A 25,947-nucleotide genomic window follows, 5' to 3' on the forward strand; every position below is an offset into this window, starting at 1 on the left:
TGCAACGGGTATGCTGGGGGTGAAAGGGCGAGCGTGGAGCAGTTCCGGGGGCCCTGCAGGAGAATCGTTGTCGATGCTGTTCAATTCGTCCGCCACCGCCCGCGAAGACGCTTCCGGCGGCCATGCGCCCGCCCGCACGGCGCAGGCCTTGTGCAGGCTGCTGCCGCCCGGCAGCGCCGTGGTGGTCGGCTGCGGCGACGGCGTGGTCGGGCGCCTCCACGGCGCCAGCGCGGAGGCGCCGGAGTGGTTGCAGGCGCTGGTCGCGCAGACGCTGGCCGCCACCGAGTTGCCACCGTCGACGACACCCACGGTGCTGCACGTGCATCGCACCGCCGAGGGGGCCTGCGTGGTCATCGGTGCGCAGGTGAGACAGCCGCTGGACGAAGCGTACCGCACCGCCTGGTGCGAGGCCGCGGTCGCCTTCGGCCTCAACCTGCTCGACACCGAGCGCATGCGCGCGCGCATCGAGGGCCTGGAGAAATCCAAGCAGCTGCAGCAGGCGCTGTACGAGATCGCCGATCTGGCCGGCGCCGATCTGGAAATGAGCCAGATGCTGCAGCGCGTGCATGCGGTGCTGGAATCGCTGATGTACGCGGAGAACTGCTACATCGTCGAATACGACGAAGATCAGCAGAGCATGCGCTTTCTGTACTTCTCCGACCGCCACGACGACTTCGTCGCCGATCCGGAGCAGACCTACTTCCTGCGCGACATGCCGCACAGCCTCACCGTGGGACTGCTGCGCCACGGCCGCGCGGTGCGTGGGCCCTCGGAGCAGGTGCGCGAACGCCTGCAGGTGGGCTACAACGCCGAACACGGCCCGGAGAGCCGCGACTGGCTGGGCGTGCCGATGCTGCGCGAGGGCCGGGTGTGCGGCGCGATCGTGGTGCAGAACTACGACTACGCGCTGCGCTACACAGACGCCGACCGCGCGCTGCTGGCCTACGTGGCGCAACACGTGCAGACCGCGATGGACCGGCGCCATGCGCAGGTGCAACTGGAGCGGCGGGTGCACCTGCGGACCCAGGAACTGCAGCGCGCCAACCGCGACCTGCAGGACGAGATCCAGGAGCGCAAGCGCGCCGAGACGCTGCAACTGGCGCTGTTCCGCATCGCCGAGCTGGCGATCCGTTCGGAGAGCCTGCAGCAGTTCTACACCGAGGTGCACGCCATCGTCGGCGGGCTGATCGACGCGCGCAACCTGTACATCGCGCTGCTGTCCGACGACGACACGATGCTGGAGTTCGTCTACTCGGTGGACGAGTTCACCCCTTACCGGCCGCAACGGCGCCGCGGCCGCGGACTGACCGAGTACGTGATGCGGGTGCGGCGTCCGCAACTGCTCGAACTTCCCGACATCGACGCCTTGCTGACGCAGGGCGAGGTACAGGAGTACGGCCAGCGCCCCTACAGCTGGCTGGGCGTGCCGCTGTTCGACGAAGGCGAGGTGATCGGCGCGATCGTGGTGCAGAGCTACATCGCCAAGGTGCGGTTCACCGAGCACGACCAGCGCCTGCTGACCTTCGTCGCGCACAACGTCGGCAGCGGTCTGGCGCGGCAGCGCGCGCAGGAACGGCTGCGGCTGGCGCACGCGGAGCTGGAGCAGCGCGTGGAGGAGCGCACCCGCGAGCTGGCCGAGGTCAACGAGCAACTGCTGGCGCAGATCGCCGAACGCTGGCGTGCCGAGCAGCGCCTGACCCACCAGGCGCTGCACGACGCGCTGACCGGATTGCCGAACCGATCGCATCTGCTGGACCGGCTCAGCGAGGCGATCTCCCGTGCCCGCGGCGGCGGCAGGACCTTCGCCGTGCTGTTCCTGGATCTGGACCGGTTCAAGCTGGTCAACGACAGCATCGGCCACGCCGCCGGCGACGAGATGCTGGTGCAGGTGGCCAAGCGCATCGTCTCCACGATCCGCGGCCAGGACGTGGTGGCGCGCCTGGGCGGCGACGAATTCGCGGTGTTGACGCCGTGCGAGCATGGCCTGGATGGCGCGCGCGAGCTGGCGCGGCGCCTGCTGCACGTGCTTGGCCAGCCGATGTGGGTGGCCGGCCGCGAATTGTTCCCGTCCGGCAGCCTGGGCATCGCCGCCTGGCATCCGCGCTACCACAACGGCGAGGAGATGCTGCGCGACGCCGACGCGGCCATGTACCGGGCCAAGGCGCAGACGCAGGACCGCTGCGTGGTGTTCGACGAGGCCATGCGCGAGGCGGCGCTGCGCAGCCTCGATCTGGAGGCGGACCTGCGCCGGGCGATCAACAACCGCGACTTCGAGCCGTTCTACCAGCCGATCGTGCGCCTGCGCGACGGCGAGGTGATCGGCCACGAAGCGCTGCTGCGCTGGCGCCACGAAAGCCGCGGGCTGCTGGTGCCGAGCCAGTTCATCGACCTGGGCGAGGAGAGCGGCCTGATCGAGCAGGTGGACTGGCTGCTGTACGCGCAGGTGATCCGGCGCCTGGCGCAGAGCGAGGGCGGCTACGTCTCGGTCAACGTCTCGCCGCGGCACTTCCGCTCGCCGGATTTCACCGAACGGCTGTTCGGGCTGATCGACACCGCCGGCGCAGATCCGCGCCGCCTGCGCGTGGAGATCACCGAGGTGGCGCTGCTCGACGACGCACCGCGCACCCTGACCATCCTGCAGGCGCTGCGCGAGCGCGGCGTCCTGGCGCAACTGGACGACTTCGGTACCGGCTTCTCGGCGCTGTCCTACCTGCACCGCTTCCCGATCTCGGTGCTGAAGATCGACCAGAGCTTCGTCGCCGGCCTGCAGGACGAGGGCAGCACCGGCAGCCACGCGCTGGTACGCGGCATTCTCGCCCTGGCCAGCACCCTGGGCATCGAAACGGTGGGCGAAGGCATCGAGACCGAGCAGCAACTGGCGACCCTGCGCGAACTGGGTTGCGACTACGGGCAGGGCTATCTGCTCGGGCGCCCGGCCGCCGCGCCGCAGCTGCTTTGAGGCGATCGAGTGCGGAGCGCGGCGCCATGCGCCCGTTGCTCGCAGCGCGACGCGTTGCGGCGCGTTTGTTCGATCCGCGCCTCCGATGCTGGAGCGACTGAAGATGCCGCCATGGCAGGTTGCCGCGTAGGAGCGGCTTCAGCCGCGATGGGTTTTATCGAGCACGCCCGTCGCAGCTGAAGCCGCTCCTGCAGGACACGTCCTGTCGGTATGGGCGGCGGCCTGAACGGTTCGCCACGCGCCAAGCGCTTGCCGTGGATCGGATGCGCCTGGCGCAACGCGTTGCGGCGCTTTTTGTCGATCCGCGCCGCAGGAACAATCGTGCGCCGGAATTCATGGCGCGTCGCCACGCGTCATGACGTTGCCGCTTTCGGCGTCTCAGCGCAACGCGTTGCGACGCTTTTCGTCGATCCACTTGGAAGCCTGCGCCGGCGTGTACTCCCGCATCCAGCCCAGCATCGTGTCGATGTCGCTGCCGTACCACAGGTCGGCGCGCTGGTCCGGGTGCAGGAAGCGCTCTTCGACCATGCGATCGATCATGCCGATCAGCGGCGCGTAGAACCCTTCCACGTCGAGGAAGGCGCAGGGCTTGTTGCCGATGCCGAGCTGGCGCCAGGTCAGCATCTCGAAGATTTCTTCCATGGTGCCGAAGCCGCCGGGCAGGGCGACGAAGGCATCGGACAGGTCGAACATGCGCGACTTGCGCTCGTGCATCGAGCCGACGATCTCCAGCTCGGTGAGGCCGCGGTGCGCCACTTCCCAGTCGGCCAGTTGCTTGGGAATCACGCCGGTGACCTCGCCGCCGGCGGCGAGCACCGCATTGGCCACGGTGCCCATCAGGCCGACATTGCCGCCGCCATAGACCAGGCGCAGCCCCTGTTCGGCGATGCGGGTGCCCAGCGCGGTGGCACGTTCGACATAGGCGGGCTTGTTGCCGGCGTTGGAGCCGCAGTAGACGCAGATGCTTTTCATCGGGAATGGGGAGTCGGGAATGGGGAATAGGGAAAATCAAAAGCCGAAACGCATAACGCCGGACTCGGGCCCGGCGTTATGCAGTGGGAATGCAGTGCCGGGAATGCGCTTGCCATTCCCGATTCTCCATTCCCGTTTCCCGGCCTCAATTGGCCTTATGAATCGCCCGCTTGCTCACCGCCATGGCCGCGTCGTGGATCGCTTCGGACAGGGTGGGGTGGGCGTGGCAGATGCGCGCCAGGTCGTCGGCCGAGCCGTTGAACTCCATGGTCAGCACGCCTTCGTGGACCAGTTCGGAGACGCCGACGCCGACCAGGTGCATGCCCAGGACGCGGTCGGTCTCGGCGTGGGCGATGACCTTGACGAAGCCCGCGGGCTCGCCCATCGCCACCGCACGGCCGATCGCCGCGAACGGGAAGCTGCCGGCCTTGTACGGCACGCCTTCGGCCTTGAGCTGCTGCTCGGTCTTGCCGACCCAGGCGATTTCCGGCTCGGTGTAGATGACCCACGGAATGGTGTCGAAGTTGACGTGGCCGGGCAGGCCGGCGATCAGTTCGGCGACCGCGATGCCTTCCTCGAAACCCTTGTGCGCGAGCATCGGCCCGCGCACGCAGTCGCCGATCGCCCACACGCCGTCGACGCCGGTGTGGCAGTGCGCATCGACCTCGATCTGGCCGCGCTCGTTGACCTTGACGCCGGTACCGTCGGCCAGCAGGCCCTTGGTGGCGGCGCGGCGGCCGACGGCCACCAGCAGCTTGTCCACGTTGAGGGTCTTCTCGCCTTCGCTGTCGCTATAGGTGACGACCACTTCCTGCTTCTTGCCCTTGCCGGTGACTTCGGTCTTGGAGACCTTGGCGCCGAGCTTGATGTCCAGGCCCTGCTTCTTGAATTCCTTCAAGGCGGTCTTGGCCACTTCGGCATCGGCCAGGGCCAGGAAGTCCGGCAGCGCCTCGAGGATGGTGACCTCGGCGCCCAGGCGCTTCCACACGCTGCCCAGTTCCAGGCCGATCACGCCGGCGCCGATCACCGCCAGGCGCTTGGGCACTTCGGTGAAGTCCAGCGCACCGACGTTGTCGACGATGGTCTCGCCGTCGAACTTGGCGAACGGCAGTTCGATCGAATCCGAGCCGGCGGCCAGGATCACGTTGGTGCCCTTCAGCTCGACTTCGCTGCCGTCGTGCTGCTTGACCTTGACCACGTTGCCCGGCTGCCCCGCGTTTGCTTGGAGCTCGCCGAAGCCGTAGTACGGGGTGATCTTGTTCGCCTTGAACAGCATCGCGATGCCGCCGGTGAACTGCTTGACGATCTTGTCCTTGCGCCCGACCATCGCCGCGACGTCGATCTTGGCATCCTTGAAGCTGATGCCGTGCTCGCCGAACAGGTGGCCCATGTTCCAGAACTGGCGCGAGGAATCCAGCAGCGCCTTGGAGGGAATGCAGCCCACGCGCAGGCAGGTGCCGCCGAGCGCCGGCTTGCCGTCCTTGCCCAGCGCCGCGTCGATGCAAGCGGTCTTCAGGCCCAACTGGGCGGCACGGATGGCCGCGTGATAGCCGGCGGGACCGGCACCGATGACGACGACGTCGTATTGTTCGCTCATTTCATTCGCTCACACGGGAATGGGGAATAGGGAATGGGGAATCGCAAAAGCGCAGGCGCCTGCCGCCTCCCATCCAGGTCCAGGCGGGAACAGGGCAGGGAAATGGGCGCTTGTCCCATTCCCCACTCTCCATTCCCGATTCCCGGCTCTTACAGACCGAACAGCATCCGGCCCGGGTTTTCCAGCTGGTTCTTGATGTCGACCAGGAACTGCACCGAGTCCTTGCCGTCGATGATGCGGTGGTCGTAGGACAGCGCCAGGTACATCATCGGCGCGATCACGACCTGGCCGTTCTCGGCGATCGGACGCTCCTTGATCGCGTGCATGCCCAGGATCGCGCTCTGCGGCGGGTTGATGATCGGGGTCGACAGCAGCGAGCCGAAGGTGCCGCCGTTGGTCACGGTGAAGGTGCCGCCCTGCAGTTCTTCCAGGCTCAGCTTGCCGTCGCGCGCCTTCTTGGCGTAGTCGGCGATGCCCTGTTCGATGTCGGCGAAGGACTGCCGCTCGACGTTGCGCAGCACCGGGGTGACCAGGCCCTTGTCGGTGGACACGGCGATGGAGATGTCGCTGTAGCCGTGATAGATGATGTCGTCGCCGTCGATCGAGGCATTGACCAGCGGGAAGCGCTGCAGCGCGTTGGCCGCGGCCTTGACGAAGAAGCTCATGAAGCCGAGCTTGATGCCGTGAGCCTTCTGGAACTCGTCCTGCAGCTCCTTGCGCGCGGCCGAAACCTTGGCCAGGTTGACCTCGTTGAAGGTGGTCAGCATCGCGGTCGAGTTCTTCGACTGCATCAGACGCTCGGCGATGCGCTTGCGCACGCGGGTCATCGGCACGCGCTCTTCCGGACGCGCACCGGCGGCCTTGCCGGCGCCGCCGTTCTTGGCGTAGTTGAGGATGTCTTCCTTGGTCACCGCGCCGCGGCGGCCGGTGCCTTCGACCTGCGACGGGTCCACGCCTTCGGTGATGGCGCTGAAGCGCGCGCCCGGCGGCAGGCTGGACACATCGCCGGCGGCCTTCGGCGCGTCGGCCTTGGCGGCCTTCGGTGCTTCCGCGGCGGCGGCCTTGGGCGCTTCGGCCTTTGGCGCCTCGGCGACCTTGGCCTCGGCCGGCGCCGCAGCGGCGGTCGCGCCTTCCTCGATGATCGCCAGGATCTGCGAGCTGGTCACGGTGGCGCCGGTCTCGAACTTGATCTCCTTCAGCACGCCATCGACGGGCGAGGGCACTTCCAGCACGACCTTGTCGGTCTCCAGGTCCACCAGGTTCTCGTCGCGCTTGACCGCCTCACCGGCCTTCTTGTGCCAGCTGGCGATGGTGGCATCGGATACGGATTCGGGCAGTACCGGAACTTTGACTTCGGTGGCCATTGCAGGGGGCGTCCTAGTGGTGTCTTTTTTGAAGTGTGAAAGGGGGTTTATTCAGCGACTTGGTCGTTGAACGGATTCAACAGCGCATCGGCGACCAGCTTCAGCTGCTCTTCCACGTGCTCGGCGAAGTGGCCGGCGGCGGGAGACGGCGAACGGGCGCGGCCGGCGTAGTGCAGGCTCTGTCCGTCGGCCAGGCAGGCCTGCAGGTGGTGCTTGATCTGGTACCAGGCGCCCTGGTTCTGCGGCTCTTCCTGACACCAGACCAAGTCGGTGGCATTGCCGTAGCGCTTCAGTTCGGCCGACAGCAGCTCGCGCGGGAACGGATACAGCTGCTCCACGCGCAGGATGGCGACGTCGTCCTGGCCGCGCTTGGTCTGGTCCTCGAGCAGGTCGTAGTAGACCTTGCCCGAGCACGCGACCACGCGCTTGACCTTCTTCGGGTCGGCCTTGGCGTCCGGGATCAGGTGCTGGAACTCGCCGTCGGCCAGTTCCTCCAGCGTCGACACCGCCAGCTTGTGGCGCAGCAGCGACTTGGGCGTCATCACCACCAGCGGCTTGCGCGTGGACATGCGCATCTGCCGGCGGATCATGTGGAAGGCCTGCGCCGGGGTGGTCGGCACGCAGACCAGCATGTTCTCCAGCGCGCACAGCTGCAGGAAGCGCTCCAGGCGTGCGGAGCTGTGCTCCGGGCCCTGGCCTTCGTAGCCGTGCGGCAGGAACAGCGACAGGCCCGAGATGCGGCCCCACTTGGCTTCGCCGGCGGCGATGAACTGGTCGATCACCACCTGCGCGCCGTTGGCGAAGTCGCCGAACTGCGCTTCCCAGATGCACAGCGCGTTGGGATCGGTGGTGGAGTAGCCGTACTCGAAGCCCATCACCGCCTCCTCGCTGAGCAGCGAGTCGATCACGGTGGCGTCTTCCGGGTTCTCCACCAGCTGCCGCAGCGGCAGGTAGTAGCTGTCGGTCTTCTGGTCGTGCAGGATCGCGTGGCGGTGGAAGAACGTGCCGCGGCCCGCGTCCTGGCCGACCAGGCGCAGCTTGTGGCCTTCGCCCAGCAGGGTGGCGTAGGCCAGGTTCTCGGCGAAGCCCCAGTCGCCCGGCAGTTCGCCGGCGGCCATCTTCACCCGGTCCTCGTAGATCTTGGCCACGCGCGGGTGCAGCTCGACGCCGCCCGGGATGGTGGTGATGATCTTGGCCAGCTGGTCCAGGGTCTTGCGCTTGACCGTGGTGTCGACCTTGTCCGACAGCTTGCCCGACAGGTACTTGGACCAGTCGATGGCGAACTCGTCGGGCTTGCGGGTCGCCAGCTCGGTGGTGTATTCGCCCGAGTCGAGCTTGTTGCGGTAGCCGTCGACCAGCGCCTGCGCCTCGCCGGCCTGCAGCACGCCTTCGCTTTCCAGCTGGGCGGCGTACAGTTCGCGGGTGGTCTTGTGCTTGCGGATGGTCTGGTACATCACCGGCTGGGTGGCCGCCGGCTCGTCGGCCTCGTTGTGGCCCCAGCGGCGGTAGCAGACCAGGTCGATGACCACGTCCTTGTTGAACTGCTGGCGGAAGTCGTAGGCCAGGTTGGCCACGAACGCCACCGCGTCCGGATCGTCGCCATTCACATGGAACACCGGCGCGCCGATCATCTTGGCCACGTCGGTGCAGTACAGCGTGGAACGGGCGTCGTCGCGGGCGCTGGTGGTGAAGCCGATCTGGTTGTTGACCACGATGTGCACGGTGCCGCCGACCGCGAAGCCGCGCGCCTGCGACATCTGGAACAGCTCCATGACCACGCCCTGGCCGGCGAACGCGGCGTCGCCGTGGATGATCACCGGCAGCACCGACTTGCGCGCGGCGTCGCCGTAGCGCTCCTGGCGCGACCGCACGCTGCCGACCACCACGGGGTCGACGATTTCCAGATGCGAGGGGTTGAACGCCAGCGCCAGGTGCACCGACTTGCCGTCGGCCACCGCCACGTCGGCGGAGAAGCCCATGTGGTACTTCACGTCGCCGGTGTGGGCGCGGTCGTCGTGGGCGTGCTCGAACTTGCCTTCGAACTCGTCGAACAGCTTGCGCGGGTTCTTGCCCAGGGTGTTGACCAGCACGTTGAGGCGGCCGCGGTGGGCCATGCCGACCACGATGTCCTTGACCGTGTCGCTGCCGGCGCGCTGCACCAGCACGTCCATCATCGGGATCAGCGAGTCGCCGCCTTCCAGCGAGAAGCGCTTCTGGCCGACGTACTTGGTGTGCAGGTAGCGCTCCAGGCCCTCGGCGGCGGTGATCCGCTCCAGGGTGCGGCGGCGGCTGGCGGTGTCGCCGGCGATGTTGCCGCCCGCGTTCTCCAGGCGCTGGTAGATCCACTGGCGCTGTTCGAACTCGGAGATGTGCATGAACTCGCTGCCGATCGACCCGGTGTAGGTCGCCTTCAGCCGCGCCAGCAGGTCGCGCAGTTTCATCCGCGGCTGGCCACCGAGGCCGCCGGTGCTGAACTCGCTGCCCAGATCGCTTTCCGACAGGCTGTGGAACGGCAGGCCCAGGTCCGGCGGGTTCACCGGCGGGGTCAGGCCCAGCGGATCCAGCCGCGCGCCGAGGTGGCCGCGCGAACGGTAGGCGGTGATCAGGCGGCCGACATGGCGCTCGCGCTCGTCGCCGCTCGGGCCGGTGCCGCTGTTGGCGGCCTGGCGCGCGGCGCTGGCGATGTGGGCGATGACCGCCGAGTGGGGGACGTCACCGGCATCGCGGCCCTGGAAGCCGTCGAAGTAGGTTTTCCACTTGGGATCGATGCTGTCGGGAGAGACCAGATACTGTTCGTACAGGTCTTCGATATAGGCGGCATTGCCGCCGGCGAGTTGCGATGACTGCGCAAACTGCTTGAGTAGATTGTCCACGATGGTGGGGTGCGGTCGCTTTGTTTGGGGTGGCTTGCGGCAGGAACCGGCGGACGCGAGGGCCGCGCGGGCGTAATCAAGCGCAAAAATTATACCCCCATGAACCAGCCGGGGTGTGCATTCGGCGTGGTCAAGGCCGATCCCGGTTCATCCGTGGCAGTTGCGGCGTGGTCGCGGCCGCCTCACCAGCCCAGGGCGCGCAGTTCGCTGCAGGGCCGGGCGCGCTCCCAGACCCGGTCGAAGGTGGCGCGCAACTGGCGCGCGCGGCCGCCACCGAGCAGGTCGGTCTCGCCGTCGTAACGGTGACCGAGTCCACGGAAGTAGTAGCCGCCGCCGTCGTTGACCAGGTAGGCGGTGGCGTCGCTGCGGTCCACCGGATCGCTGACTTCGCGGAACTGGAACACGCTGGGCAGGCGCTGTGCCAGCGCCAGCAAGGGGGCGCCGACGCGCTGCGGCGCGGCCGCGTCGTGCAGCAAAACACGCACCTGCTTGGCATGCGCGGCGACCGCGAAGCGCCGCAGTTGCTCCACCACGCGGGCATCGTCGAGCAGGCCGGGATCCAGCATGCGGCTGTGGATCAGCACCTGGCGGCGGGCCTGCGCCAGCACCGCGATGCTGGCGGCGATCGCCATCGCCGCGTCCTCCACCGCCACCGCGCCGTCGAAGCGGCGGCGCAGCGGCACGGCCTCCGCGGTGGCGGCCACGCCGCCCGGGGGCGGCAGGAAGCCGTGGCGGGCACAGAACGCCAGTGCCGCGGCCGGCGCCTGCAGTTCCAACTGCGGCCAGTGCCGGCGCTGCGCTGTCTCGATCAGGCCGCGCAGCAGCGCGCTGCCGACGCCGCGTCCCCGCCAGTCCGGCAGCACCGCCAGCGCGGCGATCCGCCGGTCCGCGCCGAGCCGGGCCGCGCCCACCGCCTGGCCGTCGTCGCTGCGCGCGACCAGATGGTCGCCCAGCGCGTCCAGCGCGGCGGCGGCGTCGGCCAGGTCCACGGCGGTGCCGGCCGCGGCACGCAGCGCGCGCAGTTCGGCGCCGTCGCGGACGGGGTCGAGCGCAGCGATGCGGAAACCGGGGCCGGGCATGGTCGGATCAGGCCGCGTCGGCGTCCTCGTCGGTGGCGTCCTCGGCCTCCAGCGGCTGGTAGAAGCCGCCTTCGATCAGCTCCAGCAGGGTCTGCCTGCCGGCCGCCGACAGCGCGGCGTAGTCGGTGCCGTCGATGTGTTCGGCCGCGGCCAGGCGCTTGGCGTCCTTGACCGGCAGCGCGAACTCCTGGCCGCTGCAGAACAGCATGGCGCCGCGGCTGGCACGCCGCCACGCCGGCCGCGCCCACGGGTGCCGCTGCAGGACCAGGCCTTGTTCCAGCGCGGCGGCGATCTCTTCCGCCGGCGGCAGGCCGGCCGGCGGCAGGATCTCGCCAGCGGCACGGTAGGTGGTGATGAAGCGGCCGAACCAGGCGCCCAGCTTGTCCGGGTCGTTCATGCGCAGGGCGTTCAGCGCCTCGACCACGCGACCCATCGCCGCCGCGTCGATCTCGTACGGATCGGCCGGCGCCTGCAGGTCTTCGTCGTGGTAGCGCAATGCCTCGTCGGCGCCGTCGATCAGGGTGTCCAGGTAATCGGCGATCAGCTCGGCCGAGGACGGTGCGCGCATGCCCACCGAGAAGGTCAGGCAGGCGTCTTCGGCGACGCCGTGATGCGGCACCAGCGGCGGCAGGTACAGCATGTCGCCCGGTCCCAGCACCCAGTCGTGGGTCGGGTCGAACTGGCGCAGCAGTTTCAGCTCCACGTCGTCGCGGAAGTCGGTCGGCGGCGCCGGGCGGCCCAGTGCGACGCTGGCGTCGATCTGCCAGCGGCGATGGCCGTGGGCCTGCAGCAGGAACACGTCGTAGTGGTCCACGTGCGCGCCGACCGAGCCGCCGCGCGCGGCGAAGCTGACCATCACGTCGTCCACCCGCCAGCGCGGCAGGAAGCGGAACTGCTCGAGCAGAGCGCGGATGTCCGGGTCCCACTTGTCCACGTCCTGCACCAGCAGGGTCCAGTCGTGGTCGGGCATGCCCGGGAATTCGTGCTCCTGGAACGGGCCGCTGCGCACCCGCCAGCGGTCGTTGGCGCGGTCGTGCTCGATCAGCCGCGACAGCGCCGCTTCCTCGCAGGCCAGGCCGGCCAGGTCGCCGGGCTCGATCGGTGAGACGAAGTTGGGGAAGGCGTTGCGGATCAGCAACGGGCGCTTGTGCCAGTAGTCGCGCAGGAAGGTCGCCGCGGGCATGCCCAGCGGTTGCCCGGGGCGGGCGTGGAGTTCGAAGGCGGGAGGGGCGGTCTTGCGGGCAGCCATGTGCGGTGGGTCCTTGCGACGCGGAAGGTAAAGGGCAGGCGCAGCGGCGCCGGCGGACCCGGCCATTGTCCGCCGGTTTGGCCCGTGGGGCCATCGCGCTGGCCTTCGTGTGCGCCGCTGTGCGCGGATGGACGGCCGCGCGGATGCCCTGGCGGTGTGTCGCGACCGCGCAACGTGGGTGACCCCGTGCGCGCAGGCCAGGGGCGGCGCCAGGCGCATCCGGACTGGGCGATGACGGCGACGCCGGGTAGGTCAGGGCAGTGGGGGCGCAGCGCCGCTCGCGCTATTGGACCAGGATGCGGTTGTCGCGGCCGCTGTCGTCGACCTGGGCGCTGCCGCTGCGCTGGACGATGGCATTGCCGTTGCCCTGCAGAGCGATGGTGTCGATCTCGCTGGCCTGCAACTGGTTCTGGTCGCCGGACACGTCCAGTGTCGCGATGCGCGCCATTTGCAGCCGGCCATGGCGGCCGAACAAGGCGACCTGCCCGGCATCGCCGCGCATCGCGATCTGGGCGTTGTCGCCGAGCACGCGCAGGGTGTCGGCCCGCTCGATCTGCAGGTTGCCGTTGCGGCCGAACAGACTGACGGTGGCGCAATGCCCGTGCAGCACCAGGGTGGCGTCGCGGCCGACGATGTTCAGGTCGCGACCGTCGCAATCGATGTCGCCGCTGGCCGAGGCGGCCATGCGGATCGGCGCCTCGGCGTCGCGCTCGTCGCCATCGGCGATGTCGCCGGCCGACGGCGCCGCCGCGATCGGCGGCGCGGCCGGCATGACCACGGTGCGTGGGGCGGCGGTGTGCGCGCCATCGCCGGCCGGCGGGCGTGGCGCCTGCGCGCAGCCGGCCAGGATCAGCAGCGGCAACACAAACAACGGGGTGGGTCTCATCGCGGGACTCTGCTGTGAGCCACCAGCATGCCCCCGGCCGATTAACCCAGGATGGACGGGACTAGGGCGTGCCATCAATCCCCGAGCATGCCGCGCCGTGGCCCTTCGGGTTGGGCCTGGCAGACCCAACGCGGCATACTCGGGAATGGGTGACGCGCCCTAGACGCCGCGCGCCAGCCGCTCGGCCAGGCCGACGTAGCCGCCCGGGGTCAGCTCGCGCAGGCGCTGCTTGGCGTCCTCGGGCAGGTCCAGGGTCTCGACGAAGGCGCGCATCGAGTCGGCGGTGATGCCCTGGCCGCGGGTCAGCGCCTTGAGCTGCTCGTAGGGATTGGGCAGGCCGTGGCGGCGCATCACCGTCTGCACGGCTTCGGCCAGCACTTCCCAGGCGGCATCCAGGTCGGCGTCCAGGCGCTCCGGGTTCACGGTCAGCTTGCCCAGGCCCTTGGCCAGCGAGTCCAGCGCCACCTGGGTATGGCCGAAGGCGGTGCCGAGCGCGCGCAGCACGGTGGAGTCGGTGAGGTCGCGCTGCCAGCGGCTGATCGGCAGCTTGGCCGAGAAGTGCTCGAACAGGGCGTTGGCGATGCCGAAGTTGCCTTCGGCGTTCTCGAAGTCGATCGGGTTGACCTTGTGCGGCATGGTCGAGGAGCCGACTTCGCCTTCCTTGAGCTTCTGCTTGAAGTAGCCCAGCGAGATGTAGCCCCAGATGTCGCGCGCCAGGTCGATCAGCACGGTGTTGGCGCGGCGGGTGGCGTCGCCCAGTTCGGCGACGTTGTCGTGCGGCTCGATCTGGGTGGTGTAGGGGTTGAACACCAGGCCCAGGCTTTCCACGAAACGCTGCGCGAAGCCCGGCCAGTCGACGTCGGGATAGCTGGCGACGTGGGCATTGTAGTTGCCGACCGCGCCGTTGATCTTGCCGGTCAGCTCGACCGCGGCGATCTGCCGGCGCTGGCGCTCGAGGCGGGCGACGACGTTGGCGATCTCCTTGCCCAGGGTGGTCGGCGAGGCGGTCTGGCCGTGGGTGCGCGACAGCATCGGCTGTGCGGCCTGCGCATGGGCCAGGGCGCGCAGCGTCGCGATCACCGCGTCCAGGGTCGGCAGCAGCACCTCGCGCCGGGCCTGCTCCAGCATCAGCCCGTAGCTGAGGTTGTTGATGTCCTCGCTGGTGCAGGCGAAATGCACGAACTCCAGGGCCGGGCCGAGTTCGGCGTCGTCCTTGAGCTGCTCCTTGATGAAGTACTCCACCGCCTTGACGTCGTGGTTGGTGGTGCGCTCGATCTGCTTGACCCGCGCCGCGTGCTCCACGCCGAAGCCCTCGGCCAGCGCGCGCAGGCGTTGCGCCGCCGCCGGCGAGAACGCGGCCAGCTCGCCGATGCCCGGCTCGGCGCCCAGCGCCAGCAGCCATTCGATCTCCACCTTCACCCGCGCCTTGATCAGGCCGTATTCGGAGAAGATCGGCCGCAGGGCGTCGACCTTGCCGGCATAGCGGCCATCGAGCGGGGACAGGGCGAGCAGGGCGGAATCGGACATGGCGGGGCGTGGGGTGGTGTCGGCGGGAGCGCCATTCTACGTCGGCGCGGCCTCGGCCGGCGCCAGGCGTACCGTCACCGCCTGGATGCGGTGCCCGGCCATGCGCTTGACCGTGAACAGGTGGCCGTCGATCTCCAACTGCTCGCCTTCCTCGGGCAGCCGCTGCAACTGGTGCACGATCAGCCCGCCGACCGAGTTGAGGTGCTCCGGTGCGCGCAGGTCGCGGCCGAGCAGGCGTTCGAGGCGGAAGATCGAGGTCGAGCCGGCCACCAGCACACTGCCGTCGGCGCCGCGGGTCGGCGCGTCCTTGACCACGTGCGGGTGCTCGTCCTCGATGTCGCCGACCACCACTTCCAGCAGGTCTTCCAGGGTGAAGTAGCCGAGGATGCGGCCGTGCTCGTCCACGCACAGCGCCATGTGCGTGGTACCGGTGCGGAAGCGCTCCAGCACCAGCGGCACCGGCGTTTCCAGTGCGATCAGATTGGCCGGGCGCAGCAGCGGGCGCAGGTCGTCGCTGCGGCGGCCGCGGGCGATCTCCACCAGCAGGTCCTTCATGTGCAGGATGCCCAGCACCTGCTCGCCGTCGCGGTCGAACCACGGATAGCGGCTGTAGCGGCTGTCGGCGAACTCGGCCATCACCGCGTCCAGCGCCATGCCCTCGCGGAACCCGCGCAGATGGTCGCGCGCGCGCATCAGGTCGCCGGCCACCAGTTCCGGCAACTCCAAGGCATGGCTCATCAGGGTCAGCTCGTGATCCGGCGCGCCGCCGGCGGGTTGCTGGCGGCCGACGATCAGCTTCAGCTCCTCGCGCGAATAGCGATGCGAGGTGTGCTCCACATCGCCCCAGCCCGCGGCCTTCAGCAGCGCGTTGGCGCTGGTGTTGAGCAGCCAGATCGCCGGATACATCGCCCAGTAGAACAGGTACAGCGGTGCGGCGGTCCACAGCGACATGCGCTCCGGGCGGCGGATCGCCATCGACTTCGGGGCCAGTTCGCCCAGCACGATGTGCAGGAACGAGATGACGCTGAAGGCGATGACGAAGGCGCTCAGGCGCGCCGCCTCTTCGCTCAGCCCCAGCAGGTCGAACAGCGGCTGCAGCAAGTGCGCGAAGGCCGGCTCGCCGACCCAGCCCAGGCCCAGCGAGGACAGGGTGATGCCGAGCTGGCAGGCCGACAGGTAGGCGTCGAGGTGGCCGTGCACGTTGAGCAGCAGGCGGCCGCGCCAGCCGTGGTGCTCGGCCAGGCCCACGGCCTGCGTGTGGCGCAACTTGACCAGGGCGAACTCGGCGGCGACGAAGAAGCCGTTGAGCAGCACCAGCAGCATCGCCAGTGCCAGCAGCAGGAGGTTGCCGATCATGTGCGTTCCCCGGCGCGCGCGGCTGGCGCGTCATGGCGCCGGGCGGGAGGGGTGGAAACGGCGGGGTGCGTGGTCCGGCGCAGCGTGCGCCGGCATCTACAGTCTGAATCGTCGCCCATGGCGGCGTGAGATTTCCATCGGTGATACGTCGCCGCAGTCTAGCCGATGCACTGCGTCGCCGCCGCAGGCGCGCGCCATCTCGCGCAGTCCGTCACAGGCAAAGCGTCGCCAACGAATACCGTGGAAGGACGCGCAACCGCTGTTGCGAATCCCCAATCCCGACTCCCCGGCCTTTCAGCAGCCGAATGGCTGATCATCCCCGCACTCAACCATCACGCCGCGACGATCTTTTCGTTTGCTAGACTTTCTGTAACCGTTTTCAATCTCGATATTCCCCCATGAAATCTTCCTTGCGTCTGGCGGCGCTGGCAGCCGCTGTGTCCGTTTTTCTCACCGCCTGCGGTGGCAAGCCTGCGGCGACACCGGCCGGTTCCGATGCCAGTGCCGATGCCAACCATGCATCCGCCGATGTCGGCGCCAGCGACGCGGACCAGGCGCTGACCGGCAAACTCAACGCCTACATCGAATGCTTCAACAAGGTCGATGGACGCATCCACGAAGGCGCGCAGCAGTACGTGCGCTGGATGGCCGATCCCAAGGCCGGCCCCACCGGCAAGGAAACCAGCGTGTACGGGCCCGCCCCGATCGACGAGTACGCGATGAAGCTGTGCGATGCGCCGATGACCCAGGCGATCGCGGCCAAGCCGTCGCTGCCGGCGCTGGATGCCGCGGCGAAGCGCTATCTGGCCGCCTTGAAGACGCTGCAGCCGCTGGCCAACCAGGCGCGCGACTACTACGACCGCGAGGACTACCAGGACGACCAGTTCGCCAAGGGCAAGCAACTGCATGCGCCGCTGATGGCCGCGCTGTCCGAATTCCACGAGGCCAGCGAGGCCTTCAGCCACGAACTGGAGGCGCAGAACGACGCCGCACAGCGCGAACAGCTGAAGGCGATGGAAAAGGCCGAGGGCCGCACCCGCGACTTTTATCGGTTGTCGATGATGCTCGAGGCCAAGGACATCGTCGGCCTGATGCAGGACGACGACTTCGACACCGCCAAGGCCACGGCATTGGTGGCCGGCTTCAACAGCCTGTCCGACGAGGCGCACGCCAAGGTCGCCAACCAGGAGCCGGGCAAGTCCGACTGGAGCGATTTCGAGACCGCGGCGGAGAACTTCCGCAAGGAATCCAAGGCGCGCATCAAGCGGGTGGCGGAGAAGATTCCGTACAGCGCATTCGAGCAGCGCTCGCTGGACAATCCGATCGTCGCGCCGGAAGGCTCGCCGGCACGCCTGATGAAGAGCTACAACGACCTGGTGTTCCAGAGCAATCGCCAGCAGTAAGCGTCCTGGCCGGCGGCGCAATGCCGCCGGTCTGCCGCGGCGGTCGCCACGGCAGCCCGCGTGCTGCCGCGTCTTGTCGGCGCTACGGCCGGTCATTGCGTACCGTCGACGGTCACCGCGTTGGCTGCCTGCATCCGCCGATCACCGCGCGCGCCTGGCACGCCTCCAGACATTCCTAACATCCGCCGGCGCACACTGCTGACGCCGGGCGCTGCGCCACGGATAATGCGCGCGCCAGCCGCAGTCCCGCCAGCCTGCCTCCCCGGACGTCCGACGACGGCGCCGATGGATTCCCTTTTGCAGATGCGGAGATTGTGCGATGAGTGACACATTCAGGGTCGAACACGACAGCATGGGCGAACTGCAGGTGCCTGCAGAGGCCTTGTGGGGAGCGCAGACCCAGCGTGCGGTGCAGAACTTTCCGGTGTCCGGGCAGCCGATGCCACGCGGCTTCATCCGCGCGCTGGGCCTGATCAAGGCCGCCGCGGCCGGCGTCAATGCCGACCTGGAGCTGTTGCCGAAGGCCGTCGCCAAGGCGATCCAGGCCGCGGCGCTTGAGGTGGCCGATGGTCGCCACGACGCGCACTTCCCGATCGACATCTACCAGACCGGGTCCGGCACCTCATCGAACATGAACGCCAACGAGGTCATTGCCACGCTGGCCAACCGCGCCGCCAAGGCCGAGGGCAAGAACGGCAGCAAGACACGGCCGGCGGTGCATCCCAACGACCACGTCAACCTCGGCCAGAGTTCCAACGACGTGGTCCCCACCGCGATCCGCGTCGCTGCGTTGCTCGCTGCGCGCGAGCATCTGCTGCCGTCGCTCAAGCACCTGCGCAAGACGATCGACAAGCGCGCCAAGCAGTTGCAGGGTGTGGTCAAGACCGGGCGCACCCACCTGATGGACGCGATGCCGCTGACCTTCGGCCAGGAGTTCGGTGCCTGGTCGGCGCAGCTGGTGTCGGCGCAGGCGCGCATCGACGACAGCCTCAAGCGCCTGCGCCGGCTGCCGCTGGGCGGCACCGCCATCGGCACCGGCATCAACGCCGATCCGCGCTTTGGCGGCAAGGTCGCCAAGGCGCTGTCGGCGCTGACCGACCATACCTTCGAGAGCGCCGAGAACAAGTTCGAGGGCCTGGCCGCGCAGGACGATGCGGTGGAACTGTCCGGCCAGCTCAACGCGCTGGCGGTGGCGCTGATCAAGATCGCCAACGACCTGCGCTGGATGAACGCCGGGCCGCTGGCCGGCCTCGGCGAGATCGAGTTGCCGGCGCTGCAGCCGGGCAGCTCGATCATGCCGGGCAAGGTCAATCCGGTGATTCCCGAAGCCACGGTGATGGCCTGCGCGCAGGTCATCGGCCACCACACCGCGATCACCGTGGCCGGGCAGACCGGCAACTTCCAGTTGAACGTGACCCTGCCGCTGATCGCGGCGAACCTGCTGGACTCGATCCAGTTGCTGGGCAACGTGTCGGTGCTGCTGGCCGATTCGGCGATCGCCGGGCTCAAGGTGCGCGAGGAGCGGGTACGCGAGGCGCTGGACCGCAATCCGATCCTGGTGACCGCGCTGAATCCGATCATCGGCTACGAGAAGGCCGCGGCGATCGCCAAGCGTGCCTACAAGGAGAACCGGCCGGTGCTGGAGGTGGCCAGGGAGGACAGCGGCCTCGGCGAGGACGAACTGCGCCGGCTGCTGGACCCTGCCGCACTGACCGAAGGCGGCATCCATGCCGGCGCGGGTGGCGGCGGCTGAGTCGTGACGGAGCGCATGCTGGCGGTTGAACCTGACAGCCGTCGGGACGAAGTCCCTCCCACACTGCGCCCAGACACCTTATCGCAAGCTGCGTAGGAGCAGCTTCAGCCGCGACGGGCCTTCCCGGTAAAGCCCATCGCGGCTGAAGCCGCTCCTAAAGGAAGGAGCGAACTCTTACTGAAGGCTCTCATGCCGGCGCACGCGCGCCGGCACGTCTCAGCGGCGTTCGGCCTGCAGGTTGCCGAAACTGTCGCGATACGGCTGCAACGAGGGAATGTCGCGCAGCACGGCCGCCTGCGCTTCGGTGATCTCCGGGGTCGGCGCGAAGCCCACCGAGCGCATGTTCGGGTCCGGCGCCGCGGTCTCCAGGGTGCGCTGGCGCTGCATCTGCAGGTGCATGAACAACTGCTGCAGTTCGGTGCGCTGCGCGGCGGGCAGCGGCAGTTCGATGTCGTCGATGCGCAGGCTGCCGTCGGGCCCGATGGTGGCATTGGCGGCCGGGGCGCGGCGCAGCATCACGTTCATGCTGTCCACCGCCACCCGCGGCTTGCTGCGCTCGGCGCGCGAGGAGGTGGTCTCGCCGCCGCGTCCGCCGCAGGCGGCGAGCAGCAGGCATAACGACAGCAGCGAGAACCAGGCGAACAGCGTCTTCTTCATGGAGGCGATGCAGTGGGGGAGTGCGGGCATTCTAGAACGTGCGGCGGCTGCGGTCGTGGCGAGGCGCGCTGGCCGCGCATCAGCTGCGTGAGGTCGAAGCGGACTGCATGGCGCGCGCGAGCACGCTGAACATCCGTTCGTCGGTGGATTGCGCGACGTTGAAACGCAGGAAATCGCCTGCGCTCAACGACTGGCTGAAGGCATTGCCCGGCGCCAGCACCACGCCTTCCTGCAGGCAGGCGTGCGCGATCGCCGCGGCCTCCATGCCCGCGGGCAGCCTGCACCAAAGGAACAGGCCGGCCCGTGGAATCAGCCAGGGTCGGATGCCGAGACCCTGGAGCCGCTCTACCGTCCTGGCCATCTGCTCCGCCAGGCGCCGCCGCAAGGTCTCCAGATGCCGGCGGTAGCCGCTGTCGGTCAGGGCGATCCGCACGGCCTCGGCCGCCAGCCGGCCGCCGCCGAAGCTGGTGGCGATCTTCAGGTCGGCGAGGCTTTCGATCCAGTCGCCACGTGCGGCGATGTAGCCGCAACGCAGCGACGCCGACACCGTCTTGGAAAAGCTGCCGATCTGGATGACCCGCGCCAGACCGTCGAAGGCCGCCAGCCGCGGGGCGGGGCTGGTCTCGAAGTCGGCGAAGATGTCGTCCTCGACGATCACCAGGTCCGAGCCCTCGGCCAGGAGCAGCAGCCGGTGCGCCGTCGCCGCGGACAGGGTCGCGCCGGTGGGGTTGTGGATCCCCGAATTGGTGATGTACAGCCGCGGCGCATGCGCCCGCAGCGCCGCTTCGAAGTGCGCCACGTCCGGTCCGTTCGGCGTATAGGGCACGCCCACGACCTGCACGCGATGCGCCTTGAGCAAGGCATGGAAATTGAAGTAGCACGGGTCGTCGACCAGCACCGTGTCGCCGGGCGAGAGCAGGAAACGGCCGATCAGGTCGATCGCATGCGTGCCCGATTCGGCGAGCAGGATCTGTTCGGGCGGCGCCTGCACGCCATTGCCCGCCAGCCGTCGCGACAGGAATTGGCGCAAGCCGGGGTGGCCCAGGGGCGTGGCGTACTCGGTCAGTTCCTGCGTGTCGGCGCGCGCCAGCGTGCGCAGTGCGCGGCGCATGCCCGCGCCGTACAGCCATTCGGGTGGCAGCCAGCCGCAGCCGGGCTTGAGCACGCGCGCATCCGCTTCCAGCGACTGCCGCGATACCCACAGCGGATCGATCTGCCGGTCGAGCTTCGGGCCGAGTTGCGCCAGCGCCAGTGGGGCCACCGACCCGGCCACATAGAAGCCCGACCCTGGGCGCGCCGCGATCGCGCCCTCGGCCGCCAGCCGCTCGTAGGCTTCCACCACCGTCGACACCGACACCCGCAGCGCGCGCGCCTGCGCACGCACGGAGGGCAGGCGCGCTCCCGGCAGGCTGGTGCGGTTGGCGATGCGGGCGCGGATGTCGGCCATCACCGCATCGATGCGCGTGCCGGGTGCTGCGGGTCTGTCCACTGTCGTCAGCTGTACTGGGTCTTGAGCCATAACAGTACTGCGAAACCGTATTGGATCGTATCTGGCCGGATTGGTCCCGCGAGGCATCTACTCAACGGCGATGCAGAAGGAGACGCGCATGGAAAAAACCACCGGTGGCTGGATCAATGGATGTATCGGCGTGATGATTTTTGCGGGGTCGTTGCCCGCAACGCGCGTCGCGGTCGCCGATTTCTCCCCCGTGTTCCTGACCTGCGCCCGCGCCAGCATTGCCGCCGCGCTGGGGCTGGCGCTCCTGCTCGGGTTTCGGCAACCGCGTCCGCGCCGCGCCGAACTCCCCGCCTTGGCGATGACGGCGCTGGGGGTCGTGGCCGGATTTCCCCTGCTGACCGCACTGGCGCTGCAGCACGTCACCTCGGCGCATTCCATCGTGTTCGTGGGCCTGCTGCCGTTGTGCACCGCCGTCTTCGCCGTGTTGCGCGCCGGCGAACGCCCGCGTCCACCGTTCTGGGTGTTCTCGCTGGCCGGTGCCTGCAGCGTCGTCGGCTATGCGGCGATCGGCGGGATCGACGCCTCGTGGCAGGGCGATCTGCTGATGCTGGCCGCGGTGGTGCTGTGTGGGCTGGGCTATGCGGAGGGCGCGCGCCTGTCGCGCACGCTGGGCGGATGGCAGGTCATCTGTTGGGCGCTGGTGCTGTCGCTGCCGCTGATGGTGTCCCTGGCCTTGCTGACGCAGCCTGCGTCGTTCGGCACCGTGCGCATGCCGGCATGGCTTGGCCTGGGCTATGTCTCGCTGTTCAGCATGTTGATCGGCTTCGTGTTCTGGTACCGCGGCCTGGCGCAAGGCGGGATCGCGGCGGTCGGGCAACTGCAGTTGTTCCAGCCCTTCATCGGCTTGGGCCTGGCCGCGTTGCTGCTGCACGAAACGGTGCGCTGGACGATGCTGGCGGTGACCCTGGTCGCGATGGTCTGCGTGGCCGGCGCGAAACACTACGCCCGCTGAAACCGCGACCGCCCGGCAGGCGTTTGCACGCCTGCCGGGTGGAGCGCGGACTCAGCGGGCGCTCGTGGACGATGGTCGCGGCAGCGTGGCTGCCGCCGATTACGCGGCCGAGTGCTTGCAGTCGCTGACGTCGCTGTCTTCCAGCGTGGAATACGGACGGAACGCCGGCACCTTCTGCATCAGCGCATCCTGCGCGGCGCGCAGCGCGGCGACTTGGTCGCAGATCTTCAGCGCCGCCTGCTTGATCTTGTCGGCCTGCGCCTCGACCTGCGCGCCGATATGGTCGGTGTCGCCGCTGAGCACGCCGCTGATCGCATCGCCGGCCGCCTTCACGCCCAGTGCCGCGCCGGCCTTGCCGACTTCCACACCCTGCTTGCCGACCGCCTCGATCTGGCTGCGGTAGGCCAGCAACAGGCGCTGCTGCTCGGCGTCCAGCGCGACCGGCTTGCCGTCGATCAGCAGCTTGCCGTCGCGGGTGATGGTGGCCGGCGGCTGGCCATCGGCCTTCAGGGTGAGGTCGCCGTTGAGGAAGGTCAGGCTTTGCGCGCCACCGTGATCGACGACGACGCGGTCGTTCGACGAGGCCGAGCGCTGGCAGGCGCTGAGCGAGAACAGCACGGCCAGGGCGACGCCGGCCAGGGACAGGGAACGGTACTGCATGGGCGCGTCCTCGTGTGGATGTGGAAGGAGAATCGGGTAGCAGGATCAGCGCGGCTTGGGCAGGTTGACGCTGCCACGCACGCCGCGGTGGGTGACGTCGCCGCTGCCGACCTTCTGCACGCTCAGGTTGCCGCCGACGGTGCCGACATCCAGGTCGCCGGAGCCGACCGTCTGCACCGCGACATTGCCGGTGACGTCGCGCAGTTGCACGTCGCCGGAGCCGACGCTGTCGACCTGCACGCTGCCGCGCACGCCGTGCACGGTCAGGTCGCCGGAGCCGACGGTGCCGACCTTGACGTCGCCGCCGACCTGATCGGCCTTGACGTCGCCCGAGCCCAGCGTCGGCAAAGCCACGCTGCCGACATTGCGCAGTTCGATGTCGCCGGAGCCGACCGTGGCGCTGACCGCGCCGCGAATGTTCTGCGCGTGCAGGTCGCCGGAGCCGACCTTGGCGTCGAGCGAGGCCACGCCGCTGATCTCGGCGTCGCCGGAGCCCAGTTGCAGCTGCACCGGCAGGTTGGCCGGGATGCTGCCGGCCACGTTGAGGTAGGCGTAGCGGTTGCCGACGCTGATGCCGTGGATCTTGCCCTCGTGCTTCAGCGTCACCACCAGGGTGTCGCCGTCGTGGCGCTGGCGCAGGGTCAGCTCCTTGAGCATGTCCGCGTCGGAGGCGCAGGCGCGGCCGCGCAGGGTGGAGTCGCCGCTGGCGCCGCTGAGCTTGAGGTCGTTCTGCTGCACGTCCAGCAGCACCGACTTGACGCCGGTCAGGTCCAGCTTCAGTTCGCGCGGTTCGGAATACTTGCAGTCGTCGGCCATGGCGACGGCCGGCAGCGACAGCAGGGCACACAGGGCGAGGGTCTTGCGCATCGGAAAACTCCTTGCGGAAAAGGGAAGAGAGACGGAGGTGCGATCAGGCTTCGTCGCGCCAGCGGCGCACGTAGATCGCGGCGACGATGAAGGCCACGCCGACCGCGGCGCCGATCCAGATGTCGGGGTCGCGGAACAGCACCCAGCTGTCGCCGAGATGGATCGCATTGACCAGATCCTGCGGACCGCTGATGTGGGTCTCGGCCACCTGCTCGTTCAGCACCGGACCCCAGCTGCCGGGCAGCACGCTGAGCAGGCCGCGGTAGACCACGGTGTACCAGATCAGGTTGTGGTTGACATCGAGCATCGGCAGGATGCCCATCATGCTCGCCATCACGCAGCCCAGGATCGGGATCAGCACCGCCCACAGGAACGGCTTGCTGCGCGCCCAGGCCGAGCACAGCATCAGCCAGCCGATCGCCGGCAGCGACCACAGCACCTGCACCGGCAGTGCGGCCAGGACCATGCCGATGATGCGCAGCGGGTGCGATTCGGTGAAGACCGCGGTGCTCTGCGGGATACCGTTGACCGACAGGGTCAGGGCGGTGACCACCCACAGTGCCAGACCGATCAGCAGGCCGATGCCGATCGCCAGCAGCGGCGCCAGCAGCAGCGCCCAGGCGGCCTTGGACAGCACGGTGCCGGTGTCCGACAGCGGCAGCGACTTCCAGAACAGCACGCTGCGGTCGCGGCGGTCGTCGTACAGCGCGCCCAGCGCGTAGAAGAACACCACGAAGCCGACCACGATGCAGGCCAGGATCACCCCGGCGAGCATGGTGCCGTCGCCGACCGCGCCGATGATCTGGTGGGCATTGTTGGCCTGGCCTTCCCATTGCACATCGTTCAGACGTACGCCGCCGCCGTGGTTGCGGCCGGCGATGCTGCCGATGATCGACAGCACCGTGTACAGGGTGGCGACGATGCCGCCGGTAATGACCGGGGCCCACAGGAAACCGCCGCGGTGTTCCCAGAACTCGCGCTTGAGCAGCCACTTGAAGGTGGACACGGGAGAGATCGATTTGGCGGGAGCGTTCATGCGTAGGTGCCCTTCATGATGGCGACGAACAGGTCGGCCAGGCCGGGGGTGCGGGTTTCGCCGAGTGCGGTCAGCTGCGCCTGCGGCACGCCGTCGTACAGGAACACCGACTTGCCGAACGGCAGGCCGCGTTCGTCGATCGGCTGCAGCGCGCGCGCCGCCTCGATGCGCTCGGCCGGCACCAGCAGTTCGGTGTAGCGGGTGGCCATGTGCTCCATGTCGGCGCTGAGCACGATGCGACCGTCGCGGATGAACAGCACGTCGGTGAGGATGTGCTCGATCTCCTCCACCTGGTGGGTGGTGATGACGATGGTCTTCTGCTCGTCGAAGTAGTCTTCCAGCAGGCGCTGGTAGAACTCCTTGCGGTACAGGATGTCCAGGCCCAGGGTCGGCTCGTCCAGCACCAGCAGGCGCGCGTCGATCGCCATGACCAGGGCCAGGTGCAGTTGCACGATCATGCCCTTGGACATCTCGCGCACCCGCAGCTTGGGCGAGAGCTTGGTGTTGGCCAGGAAGCGCTCGCACTTGGCGCGATCGAAGCGCGGATGCACGCCGGCGACGAAGTCGATCGCCTCGCTGACCCGCATCCAGCGCGGCAGCACCGCCACGTCGGCGATGAAGCACACCTCGTTCATCAGCGCGTCGCGCTGCTTGCGCGGGTCCATGCCCAGCACGCGCAGTTCGCCTTCCACGGCGGTCAGGCCCAGCACCGCCTTCAGCGCGGTGGTCTTGCCGGCACCGTTGGGGCCGATCAGGCCGACGATGCGGCCCGGCGCGATGGCGAAAGACGCATCGGCCAGCGCCGGCTTGTTGTTGTAGGTCTTGCGCAACCCCTGCGCGTAGACGACGGATTCGGATGCGGCGACAGCGGCAGTCATGGCGTTTTCCCCGGTGGCAACAAGTCTTGCAGTGTCAGGCCCAGGCGCTGGATGCGTTCCAGCACCAGGGGCCACTCTTCGTTGAGGAAGCGCTCGCGCTCGCTGCCGCGCAGCTTCTGCGCCGCTTCCTCGGTCATGAACATGCCCAGCCCGCGGCGCTTCTCGACCAGGGCCTCGTCGGCCAGTTCCTGGTAGGCGCGCGAGACGGTGATCGGATTGAGCTGGTACTCGGCAGCCACCTGGCGCACCGAGGGCAGGGCGTCGCCGGGCTTGAGGATGCCGTCGAGCATCATCGCGATGACGCGCTCCTTCAGCTGGCGGTAGATCGGAGCGCCGTCGCTCCATTGGATATCGCTCATG

At 68.7% G+C, this 25,947-nt stretch carries 21 protein-coding genes; 5 read left to right on the top strand and 16 right to left on the bottom strand.

Annotated elements, in window-relative coordinates; genetic code table 11:
* The first annotated feature begins 73 nt into the window (after positions 1 to 73).
* Complete coding sequence (locus tag RAB70_RS12325; RefSeq protein ID WP_017913416.1) at positions 74 to 2,959, top strand: EAL domain-containing protein; 2,886 nt, start codon at positions 74 to 76, stop codon at positions 2,957 to 2,959.
* A 378-nt stretch (positions 2,960 to 3,337) separates the two neighbouring features.
* Here RAB70_RS12325 and RAB70_RS12330 read toward each other — a convergent pair whose 3' ends face one another.
* The 9 genes from RAB70_RS12330 to RAB70_RS12370 form a co-directional block, all read right to left on the bottom strand.
* Positions 3,338 to 3,931: a TIGR00730 family Rossman fold protein gene (locus RAB70_RS12330; RefSeq protein ID WP_017913415.1), complete on the bottom strand. Its 594-nt coding sequence runs from the start codon at positions 3,929 to 3,931 to the stop codon at positions 3,338 to 3,340.
* Between the two features lie 145 nt (positions 3,932 to 4,076).
* Positions 4,077 to 5,528: a dihydrolipoyl dehydrogenase gene (gene lpdA / locus RAB70_RS12335; protein WP_148829753.1), complete on the bottom strand. Its 1,452-nt coding sequence runs from the start codon at positions 5,526 to 5,528 to the stop codon at positions 4,077 to 4,079.
* A gap of 149 nt (positions 5,529 to 5,677) precedes the next feature.
* Positions 5,678 to 6,892: a dihydrolipoyllysine-residue succinyltransferase gene (gene sucB, locus RAB70_RS12340; RefSeq protein WP_148829754.1), complete on the bottom strand. Its 1,215-nt coding sequence runs from the start codon at positions 6,890 to 6,892 to the stop codon at positions 5,678 to 5,680.
* Between the two features lie 47 nt (positions 6,893 to 6,939).
* Positions 6,940 to 9,765, bottom strand: coding sequence for a 2-oxoglutarate dehydrogenase E1 component (locus RAB70_RS12345; protein WP_148829755.1), 2,826 nt, complete (start codon positions 9,763 to 9,765; stop codon positions 6,940 to 6,942).
* A 182-nt stretch (positions 9,766 to 9,947) separates the two neighbouring features.
* Positions 9,948 to 10,844, bottom strand: coding sequence for a GNAT family N-acetyltransferase (locus RAB70_RS12350; protein WP_148830448.1), 897 nt, complete (start codon positions 10,842 to 10,844; stop codon positions 9,948 to 9,950).
* 7 nt (positions 10,845 to 10,851) lie between these two features.
* Positions 10,852 to 12,093 (bottom strand): JmjC domain-containing protein, encoded by a 1,242-nt coding sequence (locus RAB70_RS12355; RefSeq protein WP_148830447.1) that lies wholly within the window; start codon positions 12,091 to 12,093, stop codon positions 10,852 to 10,854.
* Between the two features lie 283 nt (positions 12,094 to 12,376).
* Positions 12,377 to 12,979 carry a DUF3060 domain-containing protein gene (locus tag RAB70_RS12360; protein WP_148830446.1) on the bottom strand — a complete coding sequence of 201 codons (603 nt, stop codon included), beginning with the start codon at positions 12,977 to 12,979 and terminating at the stop codon, positions 12,377 to 12,379.
* Positions 12,980 to 13,138: 159 nt separating this feature from the next.
* The gene (purB, locus tag RAB70_RS12365) at positions 13,139 to 14,506 is read right to left on the bottom strand and encodes an adenylosuccinate lyase (RefSeq protein WP_017908117.1); all 1,368 of its coding nucleotides are present in this window, start codon (positions 14,504 to 14,506) and stop codon (positions 13,139 to 13,141) included.
* Between the two features lie 36 nt (positions 14,507 to 14,542).
* Positions 14,543 to 15,862, bottom strand: a complete 1,320-nt coding sequence (locus RAB70_RS12370) for a hemolysin family protein (RefSeq protein WP_017911492.1) — start codon at positions 15,860 to 15,862, stop codon at positions 14,543 to 14,545.
* 165 nt (positions 15,863 to 16,027) lie between these two features.
* Between RAB70_RS12370 and RAB70_RS12375 the strand changes: the two genes are divergently transcribed.
* The 3 genes from RAB70_RS12375 (at position 16,028) to RAB70_RS12385 (ending at position 19,018) form a co-directional block, all read left to right on the top strand.
* Positions 16,028 to 16,264 (top strand): hypothetical protein, encoded by a 237-nt coding sequence (locus RAB70_RS12375; RefSeq protein ID WP_148830445.1) that lies wholly within the window; start codon positions 16,028 to 16,030, stop codon positions 16,262 to 16,264.
* Positions 16,261 to 17,265: a YiiG family protein gene (locus tag RAB70_RS12380; RefSeq protein ID WP_148830444.1), complete on the top strand. Its 1,005-nt coding sequence runs from the start codon at positions 16,261 to 16,263 to the stop codon at positions 17,263 to 17,265. Before RAB70_RS12375 ends, RAB70_RS12380 begins: the two co-directional genes overlap by 4 nt.
* A 319-nt stretch (positions 17,266 to 17,584) precedes the next feature.
* Entirely contained in the window at positions 17,585 to 19,018 is a 1,434-nt protein-coding gene (locus tag RAB70_RS12385; RefSeq protein WP_148830443.1) for an aspartate ammonia-lyase, read from the top strand.
* Positions 19,019 to 19,234: 216 nt separating this feature from the next.
* On the opposite strand, the gene RAB70_RS12390 is transcribed toward RAB70_RS12385, so the two are convergent.
* Positions 19,235 to 19,675 (bottom strand): hypothetical protein, encoded by a 441-nt coding sequence (locus tag RAB70_RS12390; protein WP_017915026.1) that lies wholly within the window; start codon positions 19,673 to 19,675, stop codon positions 19,235 to 19,237.
* A 79-nt stretch (positions 19,676 to 19,754) separates the two neighbouring features.
* The gene (locus RAB70_RS12395; protein ID WP_148827796.1) at positions 19,755 to 21,122 is read right to left on the bottom strand and encodes a PLP-dependent aminotransferase family protein; all 1,368 of its coding nucleotides are present in this window, start codon (positions 21,120 to 21,122) and stop codon (positions 19,755 to 19,757) included.
* Between the two features lie 160 nt (positions 21,123 to 21,282).
* Between RAB70_RS12395 and RAB70_RS12400 the strand changes: the two genes are divergently transcribed.
* Positions 21,283 to 22,146 (top strand): DMT family transporter, encoded by an 864-nt coding sequence (locus RAB70_RS12400; protein ID WP_148827762.1) that lies wholly within the window; start codon positions 21,283 to 21,285, stop codon positions 22,144 to 22,146.
* 99 nt (positions 22,147 to 22,245) lie between these two features.
* Here the strand turns inward: RAB70_RS12400 and RAB70_RS12405 are convergent, their stop codons facing one another.
* The 5 genes from RAB70_RS12405 to RAB70_RS12425 are packed head-to-tail and all read right to left on the bottom strand — an operon-like array spanning position 22,246 to position 25,946.
* A complete protein-coding gene (locus RAB70_RS12405; protein WP_148827763.1) occupies positions 22,246 to 22,806 on the bottom strand; it encodes a DUF2884 family protein in 561 nt (186 codons plus the stop codon).
* Positions 22,807 to 22,851: 45 nt separating this feature from the next.
* A complete protein-coding gene (locus RAB70_RS12410; RefSeq protein WP_017908109.1) occupies positions 22,852 to 23,673 on the bottom strand; it encodes a DUF4097 family beta strand repeat-containing protein in 822 nt (273 codons plus the stop codon).
* 43 nt (positions 23,674 to 23,716) lie between these two features.
* Positions 23,717 to 24,709, bottom strand: a complete 993-nt coding sequence (locus tag RAB70_RS12415) for an ABC transporter permease (protein WP_170268172.1) — start codon at positions 24,707 to 24,709, stop codon at positions 23,717 to 23,719.
* Positions 24,706 to 25,587, bottom strand: coding sequence for an ABC transporter ATP-binding protein (locus RAB70_RS12420; protein ID WP_148827764.1), 882 nt, complete (start codon positions 25,585 to 25,587; stop codon positions 24,706 to 24,708). The genes RAB70_RS12415 and RAB70_RS12420 overlap by 4 nt, the downstream gene beginning before the upstream one ends.
* Positions 25,584 to 25,946 (bottom strand): GntR family transcriptional regulator, encoded by a 363-nt coding sequence (locus RAB70_RS12425; RefSeq protein WP_017908106.1) that lies wholly within the window; start codon positions 25,944 to 25,946, stop codon positions 25,584 to 25,586. Before RAB70_RS12425 ends, RAB70_RS12420 begins: the two co-directional genes overlap by 4 nt.
* Between the last annotated feature and the right edge of the window lies 1 nt (position 25,947).

Source organism: Xanthomonas sontii, assembly GCF_040529055.1.
Lineage (GTDB): Bacteria > Pseudomonadota > Gammaproteobacteria > Xanthomonadales > Xanthomonadaceae > Xanthomonas_A > Xanthomonas_A sontii.

Coding starts and splice junctions, on each gene's coding strand:
- RAB70_RS12325 (WP_017913416.1), top strand. CDS start 74: ATGCTGTTCAATTCGTCCGCCACCGCCCGCGAAGACGCTTCCGGCGGC.
- RAB70_RS12330 (WP_017913415.1), bottom strand. CDS start 3,931: ATGAAAAGCATCTGCGTCTACTGCGGCTCCAACGCCGGCAACAAGCCC.
- lpdA (WP_148829753.1), bottom strand. CDS start 5,528: ATGAGCGAACAATACGACGTCGTCGTCATCGGTGCCGGTCCCGCCGGC.
- sucB (WP_148829754.1), bottom strand. CDS start 6,892: ATGGCCACCGAAGTCAAAGTTCCGGTACTGCCCGAATCCGTATCCGAT.
- RAB70_RS12350 (WP_148830448.1), bottom strand. CDS start 10,844: ATGCCCGGCCCCGGTTTCCGCATCGCTGCGCTCGACCCCGTCCGCGAC.
- RAB70_RS12355 (WP_148830447.1), bottom strand. CDS start 12,093: ATGGCTGCCCGCAAGACCGCCCCTCCCGCCTTCGAACTCCACGCCCGC.
- RAB70_RS12360 (WP_148830446.1), bottom strand. CDS start 12,979: ATGAGACCCACCCCGTTGTTTGTGTTGCCGCTGCTGATCCTGGCCGGC.
- purB (WP_017908117.1), bottom strand. CDS start 14,506: ATGTCCGATTCCGCCCTGCTCGCCCTGTCCCCGCTCGATGGCCGCTAT.
- RAB70_RS12370 (WP_017911492.1), bottom strand. CDS start 15,862: ATGATCGGCAACCTCCTGCTGCTGGCACTGGCGATGCTGCTGGTGCTG.
- RAB70_RS12375 (WP_148830445.1), top strand. CDS start 16,028: ATGCACTGCGTCGCCGCCGCAGGCGCGCGCCATCTCGCGCAGTCCGTC.
- RAB70_RS12380 (WP_148830444.1), top strand. CDS start 16,261: ATGAAATCTTCCTTGCGTCTGGCGGCGCTGGCAGCCGCTGTGTCCGTT.
- RAB70_RS12385 (WP_148830443.1), top strand. CDS start 17,585: ATGAGTGACACATTCAGGGTCGAACACGACAGCATGGGCGAACTGCAG.
- RAB70_RS12390 (WP_017915026.1), bottom strand. CDS start 19,675: ATGAAGAAGACGCTGTTCGCCTGGTTCTCGCTGCTGTCGTTATGCCTG.
- RAB70_RS12395 (WP_148827796.1), bottom strand. CDS start 21,122: ATGGCCGACATCCGCGCCCGCATCGCCAACCGCACCAGCCTGCCGGGA.
- RAB70_RS12400 (WP_148827762.1), top strand. CDS start 21,283: ATGGAAAAAACCACCGGTGGCTGGATCAATGGATGTATCGGCGTGATG.
- RAB70_RS12405 (WP_148827763.1), bottom strand. CDS start 22,806: ATGCAGTACCGTTCCCTGTCCCTGGCCGGCGTCGCCCTGGCCGTGCTG.
- RAB70_RS12410 (WP_017908109.1), bottom strand. CDS start 23,673: ATGCGCAAGACCCTCGCCCTGTGTGCCCTGCTGTCGCTGCCGGCCGTC.
- RAB70_RS12415 (WP_170268172.1), bottom strand. CDS start 24,709: ATGAACGCTCCCGCCAAATCGATCTCTCCCGTGTCCACCTTCAAGTGG.
- RAB70_RS12420 (WP_148827764.1), bottom strand. CDS start 25,587: ATGACTGCCGCTGTCGCCGCATCCGAATCCGTCGTCTACGCGCAGGGG.
- RAB70_RS12425 (WP_017908106.1), bottom strand. CDS start 25,946: ATGAGCGATATCCAATGGAGCGACGGCGCTCCGATCTACCGCCAGCTG.